Origin of the sequence: Dietzia sp. B44 (assembly GCF_014145245.1) — a bacterium.
Lineage (GTDB): Bacteria > Actinomycetota > Actinomycetes > Mycobacteriales > Mycobacteriaceae > Dietzia > Dietzia natronolimnaea.
In genome coordinates, this window is sequence record NZ_JAALEF010000426.1 from 1 (window position 1) to 10814 (window position 10814).

General features: G+C 62.7%; 11 protein-coding genes, 1 tRNA gene and 1 pseudogene. 7 read left to right on the forward strand and 6 right to left on the reverse strand.

The features are described 5' to 3' along the window. The 4 genes from G6017_RS13440 to G6017_RS13455 form a co-directional block, all read left to right on the forward strand. On the forward strand, nucleotides 1-670 hold a 670-nt coding region (locus G6017_RS13440), incomplete at its 5' end, for an FtsB family cell division protein (RefSeq protein ID WP_182610473.1). Continuing rightward, entirely contained in the window at nucleotides 667-1218 is a 552-nt protein-coding gene (locus tag G6017_RS13445) for a DUF501 domain-containing protein (RefSeq protein WP_182610472.1), read from the forward strand. The genes G6017_RS13440 and G6017_RS13445, both read left to right, overlap by 4 nt. After that, nucleotides 1215-2225, forward strand: coding sequence for a Ppx/GppA phosphatase family protein (locus G6017_RS13450; protein ID WP_182610471.1), 1011 nt, complete (start codon nucleotides 1215-1217; stop codon nucleotides 2223-2225). Before G6017_RS13445 ends, G6017_RS13450 begins: the two co-directional genes overlap by 4 nt. Before the next feature lie 52 nt (nucleotides 2226-2277). Further along, a tRNA-Leu gene (locus tag G6017_RS13455) sits at nucleotides 2278-2351 on the forward strand. Nucleotides 2352-2361: 10 nt separating this feature from the next. Here G6017_RS13455 and G6017_RS13460 read toward each other — a convergent pair. The 4 genes and pseudogenes from G6017_RS13460 to istA form a co-directional block, all read right to left on the reverse strand. Continuing rightward, nucleotides 2362-4023 carry a DUF2075 domain-containing protein gene (locus G6017_RS13460; RefSeq protein ID WP_259847534.1) on the reverse strand — a complete coding sequence of 554 codons (1662 nt, stop codon included), beginning with the start codon at nucleotides 4021-4023 and terminating at the stop codon, nucleotides 2362-2364. 31 nt (nucleotides 4024-4054) lie between these two features. Further along, the gene (locus G6017_RS13465) at nucleotides 4055-4381 is read right to left on the reverse strand and encodes a nucleotide pyrophosphohydrolase (RefSeq protein WP_182610469.1); all 327 of its coding nucleotides are present in this window, start codon (nucleotides 4379-4381) and stop codon (nucleotides 4055-4057) included. A 179-nt stretch (nucleotides 4382-4560) separates the two neighbouring features. Next, on the reverse strand, nucleotides 4561-5313 hold the full coding sequence (locus tag G6017_RS13470) for an ATP-binding protein (RefSeq protein WP_182617808.1): 753 nt from the start codon (nucleotides 5311-5313) through the stop codon (nucleotides 4561-4563). Then, nucleotides 5310-6872: pseudogene (istA, locus tag G6017_RS13475) on the reverse strand (IS21 family transposase). Before istA ends, G6017_RS13470 begins: the two are co-directional and overlap by 4 nt. A 161-nt stretch (nucleotides 6873-7033) precedes the next feature. On the opposite strand from istA, the gene G6017_RS13480 reads away from it, so the two are divergent. Then, complete coding sequence (locus tag G6017_RS13480; protein ID WP_095719492.1) at nucleotides 7034-7336, forward strand: histone-like nucleoid-structuring protein Lsr2; 303 nt, start codon at nucleotides 7034-7036, stop codon at nucleotides 7334-7336. A 487-nt stretch (nucleotides 7337-7823) separates the two neighbouring features. Here the strand turns inward: G6017_RS13480 and G6017_RS13485 are convergent, their stop codons facing one another. Then, complete coding sequence (locus G6017_RS13485) at nucleotides 7824-8453, reverse strand: TetR/AcrR family transcriptional regulator (protein ID WP_107749266.1); 630 nt, start codon at nucleotides 8451-8453, stop codon at nucleotides 7824-7826. 295 nt (nucleotides 8454-8748) lie between these two features. Between G6017_RS13485 and G6017_RS13490 the strand changes: the two genes are divergently transcribed. Continuing rightward, nucleotides 8749-9273, forward strand: a complete 525-nt coding sequence (locus G6017_RS13490; protein WP_008379464.1) for a PaaI family thioesterase — start codon at nucleotides 8749-8751, stop codon at nucleotides 9271-9273. 149 nt (nucleotides 9274-9422) lie between these two features. Here G6017_RS13490 and G6017_RS13495 read toward each other — a convergent pair whose 3' ends face one another. Beyond that, complete coding sequence (locus tag G6017_RS13495) at nucleotides 9423-10424, reverse strand: AraC family transcriptional regulator (protein ID WP_107749265.1); 1002 nt, start codon at nucleotides 10422-10424, stop codon at nucleotides 9423-9425. A gap of 118 nt (nucleotides 10425-10542) precedes the next feature. On the opposite strand from G6017_RS13495, the gene G6017_RS13500 reads away from it, so the two are divergent. Next, on the forward strand, nucleotides 10543-10814 hold a 272-nt coding region (locus G6017_RS13500; protein ID WP_182617810.1), incomplete at its 3' end, for a 2Fe-2S iron-sulfur cluster-binding protein.

Consider the following 10814-nt stretch of genomic DNA (forward strand, 5'->3'; position numbering starts at 1 on the left):
GCCCAGCCGCGAGCGGGACCGGCCGGTGCCCGCCTCAGCCCGCTCCGGCCGGGTGGGTTCGACCGCGCATCCGGAGGCCCACCGGCTCACCACGCGGACCGACCTCTCGGACACCGTGCTGGGCCCGCGGAACTACACGCCTCGGCGGATCGGGCTCCTCGCCGTCGTCGCCATCATTCTTTTGGTGACGGTGTCGTTCCCCCTGCGCAATCACTACCAGTTCCTCTCGGACGAGAAGGCGGTGGCGCAGGAGCGGGCCGCGCTGCAGGCCACGATCGCCGAGCTCGAGGCCGAGGAGCAGTTGCTCGCCGATCCGGCGTACATCGAGCAGCAGGCCCGGATCCGCTTCGGTGCCGTCAAGCCGGGGGAGACCCCGTACCGGGTGAGCCCGGTGGATCCGGTGGAGCAGGCGGCGGCCGAGCAGCGGGCGGCCGAGTTGGCGGCGCTGCCGTGGCAGACGCGGGTGTGGGATTCCATCTCCGTGCCCGCCGATCCCATCTTCCCAGAGAACTCGAGTCTCCCGGGGGGCACGTCGGTCCTCGAGGGCACCAGCATCCCCGGCGGCCCCGACACCCCGGCCGTTCCGGTGGACCCAGAGCTCGGGAACCTCGACATCGACAACCCGGGCGCCGCCCCGCAACCCCAACCACAGGAGGACCCCCCAGCGTGAGCGCCGAACACAGCGTGTCCAGTGACGATCTCGAGGCGATCGAGGCCCAGCTGGGCCGGCGGCCGCGCGGGGTGCTGGAGGTGTCCTACCGCAGTCCCGACGGCAGGCCCGGGGTGGTCAAGACCGCGCCGCGGTTGGAGGACGGCACCCCGTTCCCGACGCTGTACTACCTCACCGATCCGCGGCTCACCGCCGAGGCGAGTCGGCAGGAATCCGCGGGGATCATGAGGGGGATGACGACGAGGTTGACCGCCGACCCCGAGATGGCCCTCAACTACACCCAGGCTCATGAGCGGTATCTGTCCCAGCGCAACGAGATCGAGGACCTCGGGACGGACTTCTCCGGTGGCGGGATGCCCGAGCGGGTCAAGTGCCTCCACGTATTGATGGCGTACGCGCTGGCCGAGGGGCCCGGCGTGGTGTGGCTGGGCGATGAGTCCGTGGCCCTGGCTTGCGAGGCCGGCCTGCGCGGCAACGCGCTGCCCGAGGACTGGCCCACTCCCAAGGAGTTGGGCGTGCCCGACTATTACGCGCAGGAGCAGGAGTGACCGCGACTGCTACCGATGGCACTGTCCGGGGCGGGCCTGTTCGCGTCGGCGCTGTGGACTGCGGAACCAACTCCATCCGCCTGCTCGTCGCCGAGGGCGTACCTGGCCAGCCCGGGCTCACGGACGTCCACCGCGAGATGCGGATCATCCGGCTGGGCGAGGGCGTGGACGCCACCGGCAGGCTCTCGCCCGAAGCGATCTCCCGGTGCCGCACCGCGCTCACCGACTACGCGGCCACCATGGCTGAGCTCGGTGTGCAGTCGGTGCGGATGGTCGCCACTTCAGCCACCCGCGATGCCAGCAATAAAGACCAATTCTTCGGTATGACCGCCGAGGTGCTCGGTGAGCACTTCCCGAGCGCGCAGGCCGAGGTGATCAGTGGGCAGACCGAGGCCGAGCTGACCTTCGCCGGCGGAGTGACCGACCTCGACCCGACCGACGGACCGTTCGTGGTGACTGACCTCGGCGGTGGGTCGACGGAGATCGTGGTGGGCGAGCTACTTGACGGAGAGGTCCGGATCCTCGGAGCCCGCAGCCTCGACGTGGGCTGCGTGCGCCTCACCGAGCGGGTGCTCCACTCGGACCCGCCCACCGCAGCTGAGATCGCTGAGGCCCGCACCGTGATCGCCGACGCCCTGGCCGAGGCCGGCGACGTGCCAGTCGGCCGGGCCGCTCGCTGGGTGGGCGTGGCCGGCACGTTCACGACGCTTTCAGCGTTGGCGCAGGGGCTGGGGAAGTACGACCCCGAGCGGATCCACGGCAGCGTGATCCCGCTCGATCGTATGCGCGAGGTCTGCGACCGGTTGGTTGCCTCGTCGGTGACGGAGCGCCGCAGTCTGGGACCGATGCACCCGGGCCGCGCGGACGTGATCGGCGGGGGTTCCCTCGTGGTCCAGGCGCTGTGTGATGTGATGGCAGAGCGCGTGGGGTTGTCGGAGCTCACGGTGAGTGAGAAGGACATCCTGGACGGCATCGCGATGTCGGTGCTGACCCGCCTGGCCAGCTAGTTCGGCCTGGCGCGCTGTGCGCCACCCGGCCCCGCCCCGGCGGGGTCGACAGGCCCCCATAGCCCAATTGGCAGAGGCAGACGGCTTAAAACCGTTTCAGTGTCGGTTCGAGTCCGACTGGGGGTACCGTTGCGACCTAGAAGTATTTCGCGAGATAAGCCCGAAGTTCTGGGTCGCAGACATAGACATAGGTTCCGAGCATCCCTCGAGTGAGCAAGACGGCGTAGATGTTCTGTATGTAGCGGACAAGTTCGTCGTTGGTGAACTTGCGCTGCTTGTTTCTCTGGATGCTTTTTCCGTCGAAGAACTGTGCTCGGTCAAACTTCATTTCTCCGGACTGCGGGGAGTAAGTAAGGTCCGGTCCGATGATGACGCCCGCGTAATTGAGGTCGTAACCCTGGATAGTGTGTATAGATCCAATCTCATCAATGGAGTTCGCGCTATTTACCCAATCGACGTCCGTTTGATTCCACCGAAATTTGGATCCGTCGATCACGATGTCATAGGCAGACTTATCGTTCTTTGACTGCCACTGCCACGCGTACCCGGCTAGGAATCGGGATAACCCCACTTCCTTTTCGCGAGTTCGAATCGCGCTTACAAAATCTCCAAAATCGGAGAATAGCCGAAGTTCGTAGCCTTCGAAGTGCTGCCGCGCGGGCTGTTCGTTCGAAAGCACTCGCCTGATGTATCCGACATAGTCCTGGTCAGACTTGACGCGCATCTGGGATGAAAGGCGGTACGAGCGGGTCTCAATATCGATCGAATCGACCAAGGCGTCCAGCGACGCCTTGGAAACATCCATTGTTCTTACGCTTTGCGCTGAATCAAGCAGGTAGATCTGATGCCTGCTTTGCTGATTGATCCAGTCAAGCTGAGTGTATTTAGGGTCGTCTTCTCCAAAGAGCTTTTCGTTAATCTCTCGAAACTCGATGTTCTTCATCGCAGAGGGCATGTTCGCACGTTGGCTGAGTCGATGGGTTTCATCGACAATCAGCAGGTCGTACTCGGACTCACTTTGTCCGACTTGGAATGGTGTGAGTACTGCGATAGGCGAAAGTCCCGGAGTCTTCTTGAAAACTTCTTGAATAGATTTTCGAAGTGACTGTTGCGGCACGACGAGGCCGATCTGGAAATTCTTGAGAAGCTCAGGGAAGCCCGGCGCGAAGAACTCGCTGAGGAGGGAGTCGCCTTCGGGCTGTTCGGTTTCTTCTGTGCTCTGGATGTCGGACAGGAGCTTCATGAGATAGATGGCGATGACCGTTTTTCCGGTTCCGGGGTTTCCGTGAATCAGGATCCGACTTTCCCGATCGTTTTCGAGATCCTCGAAGAGTCCGCTGAGGATGTCCTCGACCGTGATGGTCTGTTCTTGATTCAGCGCCTTGAAAGGCGAGAGTTTGAAAAGGTCAGTATTCTCAATTTCGGCTACTGTGCGAGTGAAGATACCCTCCGAGCGGAGCTCTTCGAAAATCTGGTCAAATTTCTCTTGATATCCAGGGCGTCCGTAGTAATCGGCATTAGTGATCCCGTCATTTCTGTTGAGGATCTTGAATTTTCCATCGCCAGCGGCCAACCGAATCAGATAACTTTCCAGGTCGAGGCATACCGACTTATTGAAAGTTTCGTCGATGATCACTCGGGCGTGATTCAGCTGGTGTTTTTTGCCGGAGTCAATGTGCTGACGTAGGCGGCCGGACCCATTTATCGATTCACCAATGTAGATTTCAGACTGGCCGTCAAGGGTATAGACGACCGGCCAGTTCTTATGCCGTGGGTCTGTATCGGCCCACACGCTCACCGCGTCAGGGTCAAAGGCGAACTTGTCGATCCTAAAGCCTGTCATACTTGTCGCTGCGTCCTCTGGCGGTTGCGGTGGGGTACTTTTCTCGGGTGATAGCGAGCTTTTCCAAAACTAACCGCTCGGGGGATTCTCCGAGACGATCTGCCAAGAGGTAGGCATATGTAAGCACATCTGCGAGTTCAAGACGCACCTCCGTTATGTCGTAGTCGTCGGACCACTGGAAACACTCTAGTAGCTCTGCTGCTTCGATCGATACCGACTTTGCTAGGTTTGCGGGAGAGTGAAACTGCGCCCAGTCTCGCTCCGCTACGAACAGACGTAGCTCGTCCCGTACGTGCCGTTGAGGAGAATCCATGTGACCATCTTGACAGCGCGGCGTTGATGGCGCGCGGTGTCTTCGCGAAAGGCTGTGGAATGGGATGAGTATTTGGAGGCTTGGGGGCCACCGGATATTGCGTTTGGGGGCCAGCAGTATTGCCGCTGGGGGCCGGTGATCGCGTCTGTGGGGACCACCGGCCCCATCTCGGGGATTACTTACTGACTCCCGGCGGCGGCCGCATGCTCGCGCATGTTGTGGGTGCCGGTGTCGATCCAGATCGTGTTGTGCACGATGCGGTCCATGACCGCGTCGGCATGAACTCCGGAGCCGAGGCGCTGGTGCCAGTCCTTCTTGGGGTACTGGGTGCAGAAGACTGTGGACCCGGTGTCGTAGCGCCGCTCAAGGAGCTCGAGGAGCATTCTGCTGATCGTCTCGTCGGGGTGGTCGAGGAGCCATTCGTCGATCACCAGCAGGGAGAACGCGGCGTACTTCTTCAGGAATTTGTTCTGGCCCTGGGGTCGGTCTTTGGCCAGGGCCCAGGCTTCTTCGAGGTCGGGCATCCGGATGTAGTGCGCCCGGAAACGGTGCTGGCAGGCCTGCTTGGCCAGGGCGCAGCCGAGGTAGGACTTTCCCGACCCGGTGAACCCCTGAAAGACGACGTTCTGCTGTCTCTGAATGAACGAGCAGGTGGCCAGCTGCGCGAGGACGGCTCGGTCCAGGCCGCGCTCCTCGACCAGGTCCACGCGCCGCAGATCGGCTGCCGGGTAGCGCAGGTTGGACCGGCGGATGAGTCCGTCGATCTTGGAGTGGTTGAAGCTCTCGTGGGCGTGGTCGACGACCAGTTGCAGGCGCTCGGCGAAGCTCATGCCGAGAACGTGGTCGTCGTGTTGCGCTTCGATCGCCTCGAGCAGTGGCTGGGCGCCCATCTCGCGGAGCTTGCGCTTGGTCTCGGAGTCGATGCTGCTCATTGGGTGCTCCTGGCGTAGTAGTCGGCGCCGCGGACGTACCCGCCGGCCTGTTCGGGATTCGTGCGTGGCGGTAGGGCGGCGGTCTTGTCTTGGCCGGTGGCCAGGATGGGGTGGATGTGCGCGTAGCGGGGTGAGCGCACGGGCCCGGTCAGCGCCAGCGCGCACGCAGCTTCGACCCGCTCGGCTGAGAACCGCCGCGAAAGGCGTAGCACCGCCAGGGCGGCGTCGAGGCCCTGTTCGTCGATGGGCACGGATTCGAAGATCCGGTTGATCACGATGACCGCCGCTGGCCCCACCCGCTCGGCCCACGCCCGTACCCGGGGCGCATCCCACTGCTGGTACTGGCGGCCGGCGGGCAGGTCGGCATCGTTGGTGCGGTACTGACCTGCAGCCTGCTCGGGAAGCAGAAGGTGGCTGGAGATCCGCTCGGTGCCGCGGTAGATCTCCAGCGTGCGGGCGGTGATCCGCACATCGACCTTGGTGCCGATGTGGGCCAGCGGGGCGGAGTAGAAGTTCCGCTCGAACACCACGTGTCCGTTGCGGCCGACCCGGCGGCCGTAGAGCCACCGGCTGATCTCGAACGCCACCGCCGGCAGCGGCGTGAGTAGCGGCCGCTCCTCGGCGGTGAACACGCTCAGTCTCGAGCCGGGGCGTTTCTAGAACGCCTCGCGGTTGTAGGCGTCCATCCGCTCACCGATCGCCTCGGCCAGTTCGGGCACCGTGTGAAACGTCCGGTCCCGCAGGCCGGCGATCACCCAGGTCGCCACGTGCGCCACGGTGTTCTCGGCCCCAGATTTGTCTTTTGGCCGGCGTATCCGCCCTGGTAGAACGGCTGCTGAATAATGAGCGGCCATCTCCCGGTAGGCGTCGTTCAGGACGATCTCACCATCGCGCGGGTGCTTGACGACGCCGGTTTTGAGGTTGTCGCACACGATCCGCGGTACCGACCCGCCGAAGTTCTCGAACATCGCCACGTGAGCCCGAAGCCACGCGTCCTGCTGCATGTCGGTGCTGGGCCAGACGAACGCGTACCGGCTGAACGGCAGGCACGCCACGAACAGGTACACCTTTCGCGTCGCCCCGGTGACCGGGTCGGTGAGCTCCATCGTGGGGCCGGACCAGTCGACCTCGACCGTCTGGCCGGCCTTGTGCCCGACGCGGGAGGCGGCGCCGGTGACCATCACGTGTCGCTGGTAGGTCTTGCACCACCGGTCGTATCCCATGGCCGGCGCTTTCGCGTGGGCGCAGCGGTCGGTGTACTCGCCGTGCAGCAGTTTGAGCGTGACCCCGACCCGGGCCATCTCGCGGTGGACCTGTTCCCAGTCGGGCTGGGCGAACACGCTCTCGTGCTCCCCGCGGCCCGGGAACAGGCGGGCGTACACCTGCTCATCGGTGAGTTCGGCGACGTCGTCCCAGCTCGTCTCGGTCGCATCGGCGGCCTCCAGCACCGCCGCGATGCTCTTGCGGGACATGCCCTGCGAGGCGGCGATCGCCCTGCCTGACAAGCCTTCGGCGCGAAGCTGCAACACGAGCTTCGCCCTGATCTTCCGTACAGTCACGGATTGCTCCTTCCGCCACGCGCCCTATACACGCGGCGGAAGGAGCCTAGAAGCAGGTGGCCCCCACAGGCGCTACTGCTGGCCCCCAAGCGCAATATTCGCGACCCCGGGCACTGGCCCCCGGAGGCAATACCGGTGGACCCCAGTGAGACGAATATTCAATCGACGGAACCGACCTAGGCGAAACCGCGAACACTCTCTCGTTCGCCTTCGAGGGCAAGGAACCCTCCATCGATCTCAGCGACGACAACGCCGAGGCTTTTCGCCAGATCATTGCGCCGTACATCGAGGCTGGCCACCGAGTGACCGGGAGAAACACCAAGGCCGCAAGAAAAACCTCCGCGAAGACCTCGTCCGCAAACACTAAAGCTATTCGCGAATGGGCCCAGGCCAACGGCTACGACGTCTCCAACCGCGGACGCATCCCCGCCGACGTCCTGCAGGCGTACACCGCGGCCAATTAGCGATACAGCGGGACGAAGGACGGCTCAACACGACCATTTACCAGGCAATATGTTTACGCCGATAACTTACGTTATGACAAGTAGACGATGCCGAGTTGTGAATCTCGCGAACTCGACCGCTCCCCGAACTGCTCGCACGTTCGTCCGGTCTCGCACTGGCAACTCGGCACCTCAGAACTCGGCACTTCATCAGCAGGCGCGGTGGGCGCGACTGGTGGAGCTGCTCGGTCTGAGGCTGTGCGCGATTCCGTTGCCCCCTGTGTGGGCGTGGTCGGAGACATTCCGAAAGCCGACCTTCTTGCCCCACACGGGCATATCGCCGTCTGGCGGGTTCGCCTGCGACAGATAGGCAACGGCGTGCCACAGGATCTCGTTTTCTTGCCCCTAAGAGTGGAGTCCACTGTGGCCGTCACGCGGCAACTATTCTCGACTGCGGCTGCTCGCGGCATCGTCCGGCCTCGAAGCCAGCGACTTACCATGACCAAGGTCATTGCGGCGTTCCTTGCGGTGCCAATGTCTCGGTGACGCGAACACTCAGTTCCGGCTTGTCGTCGCCTTCGGTGTGAGTGAACGTCCCAAGATGGGACCACATCGAGTCCACGAGCGGCTGGAGGAACAAACGGCCCAGCTGAGTGACGATGACGTCGACCACCTGAACAGCATCGGCGCGGACCCTAGACGCCGCACCAGACTGCCGCATAGCTATCACTTCCCGGTGTGTCAGCTCGGTGAGCCGTTCGAGTAACTCACCTCGCTGACCGCCGGGATCTAGCAACGCGCGGCGCAGGTAGTTCACCACCTCGGGACGCCTGACCAGCATGTCGGCAACCGCCTCGTTGCGGATCCGGGCGATGTCGGCGCCTGGGACGTCCACGGGCGCCGAGGCAAGTGCGGTAGCGAAATGCTCTACGACCAGTCGCTCGACCGCCCCGCGCAGGCCGTCCTTCGTGCCGTAGTGATGGACCACGAGACCCACCGTCACCCCGGCCGCGGTCGCCACGGTTCGCAACGAAGTGCCGTCCTCGCCGTTGGCGGCGTAGAGATCCAGTGCGGCGTTGCGGATGCGCGCCTTGGCAGTGAGATCCTGGCCCGCGGCGCCTGGTGCGGAACGATTCACGCGGTTCCCCTTCAGTTGCGGTCGAGCCTACGGACCCCAAACTAGACTATACGTCGGTACCGCATACTGTATGTTCGTACAGTACATGGTGTCCCGGCTCAGTCGGCCTTGTCGACCTGACTATCGTGCCGTCGGCAGCCAGTTGCTCAGGCCACCCGCATCGGGCCTCAGGGCCCCTTGGACGTCCCGGTCGAGGTTGGGTCACGGGTCGGACGTGCGGGTGTCGGCGATATCTCCGTCGCCATGAGCAGAGGTGTCACACCCAGCACAACTTCATCGACAGGAAGGTCTGGACATGGACACATTTCGCGACAAGGCCGGCGGGCCGATAGGTACCGATATCGACACCTGGGTGCGCTCGTTTACGCGCATGGAATCCGGTTCCTCCGAGCTTCCTCCCCACCACCCCAACTGCCTTGGCTGTGGACCAGAGAACCCGAATGGTCACTTCCTCTCGGTACGGCGTGACGGAGACGGCGTCGTCGCACACCACCAGTTCGACCAGCGCCACGTCGGGGCACCCGGCATTGCACACGGCGGCGCGGTAGCGACCGTGATTGACGACCTCTTCGGCTTCTTGCTCTATTCGGTCGGCGAGCTCGCCGTGACGCGCCGTCTCGAGCTCGAGTATCTTGCGCCAGCACTACTCGACACCCCGTACATCCTGCGCGCTGCAGTTCGGTCTCGCGATGGCCGGAAATTGGACCTCACGTCCACGATGGAGGATGCAGAGGGCCGCACTGTTATTACTGCCACTGCCCTGTTCATCGTGGTCGAGGTTGAACACTTTTTGCAGTCACAGAGAAACTCGAGGGCTTAGGCCAAACTCACCGCCGCGAGCACCAGGCCCGAATACGTCGAGGATGTCGGCGGAGCCTGAAGATATTGAACGCCACGCCCAAAGAACGGGCGAAGCGGAAGGCACCGTGCATCGCCAGTTGCCCTGTACGAGTCAACCAAGAGGCAGCGCTACCTACGACGGAACCCCGTCGGCGGGTGGCCGGTCCAGTGCTTGAAAGCGTGTGAAAAGCTGGCGAGGTCGCTGTAACCGAGGTCCGTGGCGATCTCGCTCGCGGACACAGATCCGTCCAGTAAACGAAGAATCGCGTACTCACGAATGACCGACTGGCGCAGTCCGCGATAGGTCATCCCTTCCTCAGAGAGGCGCCGCTTAAGTGTGCTCGTAGAGATGGAGAGTTCGTCTGCAATCCACTGACTTCCACAATCTGCGGGACGCTTCTCTATCAGACGTCTCACCTTGTCCGAATACGAGGCGATTTTACTCCGCTCGTCGAGCCTTCGCTGCAAGTCACCGCTAGCGAGTCGATACGCCACGGGGTCAGAGAACCGGCAGACGTGATTGACCGCGTCAACGGGAAAATGCAGAATGGACAGTGAAGCGTCAAATACCAGGCGACCAGCTAACCAATCCTGATCCACGGGCAGACCTTCCGGAGCGGGCCAACCCAGTGAGAGTGTGATGTCTGGTGCATCGCCAACGAGTATATTCAGCAGCCTCAGCAGGACCGCACCACAGTAGGTGACCACTAGGGAGTCTAGGACTCGATCGCCCGTCTGCCCATTGAGCGCGACAGACACTCCGTGTCCACCTGCGTAGAACTGCGCACTCAGGGCTGGGGTTATTAGCGGCAGGTAGGCAAGCAATTCCAATATCTCGCCTGCGGAACCTGCGCTTACTAGTGGGACGCTTAATGGTCCGAAGGACGTCAGATGAGCATGCTGGGCGAACGCCAAACCGAGGGTCGTTGCTTGGTCGACGTCGAGGTCGGGCAAGGCTTCCCTGATCCACCGCAGGGGAACTTGGGCGTTGATGGCAAGAAGTGACTCGACGTCGCTTCGCTCACGATCCATGATCTCGCGAAACCGTGCAACGGCGTCTTGCTCCAGAACTGGGCTCTCAAGTAACTGCGCGAACACGAGCGGTGGCACGCCCTCGCGATCAAGATTCATCGCCCCCGCCTTCTGAGCCAAATTAACAAGCTTCTGCCCTCAATCAACCTAGCCGCAGTCGTCGTTGTTAGCAATGCTGTGAGCAGCTATTACCCGAACAACCATGCAGGAGCCAGCGATGACAGTCGTAACCTTCGTCTCACATGAGGGAGAGAAGCACGTGGTGCCCTTAGAGGAGGGGCAGTCACTCATGCGGATCGCCGTCAACAACGCGGTGCCCGGGATTGACGCTGACTGCGGAGGCGAAGCCGCGTGCGGCACGTGTCATGTCATCGTTGATCCGCAGTGGTCCGAACAGGTCGGCCTCTCGGGAGCAAGTGAAGAGGAAATGCTCGCAATGAACCCGGAAAGGCTGCCGACCTCTCGACTGTCGTGCCAGATGACCGCGTC

Excerpts from the sequence above, each read along its gene's own strand:
- G6017_RS13495 (WP_107749265.1), bottom strand. The coding sequence starts at position 10,424 with ATGAATCTTGATCGCGAGGGCGTGCCACCGCTCGTGTTCGCGCAGTTA.
- G6017_RS13490 (WP_008379464.1), top strand. The coding sequence starts at position 8,749 with ATGGACACATTTCGCGACAAGGCCGGCGGGCCGATAGGTACCGATATC.
- G6017_RS13470 (WP_182617808.1), bottom strand. The coding sequence starts at position 5,313 with ATGAGCAGCATCGACTCCGAGACCAAGCGCAAGCTCCGCGAGATGGGC.
- G6017_RS13465 (WP_182610469.1), bottom strand. The coding sequence starts at position 4,381 with ATGGATTCTCCTCAACGGCACGTACGGGACGAGCTACGTCTGTTCGTA.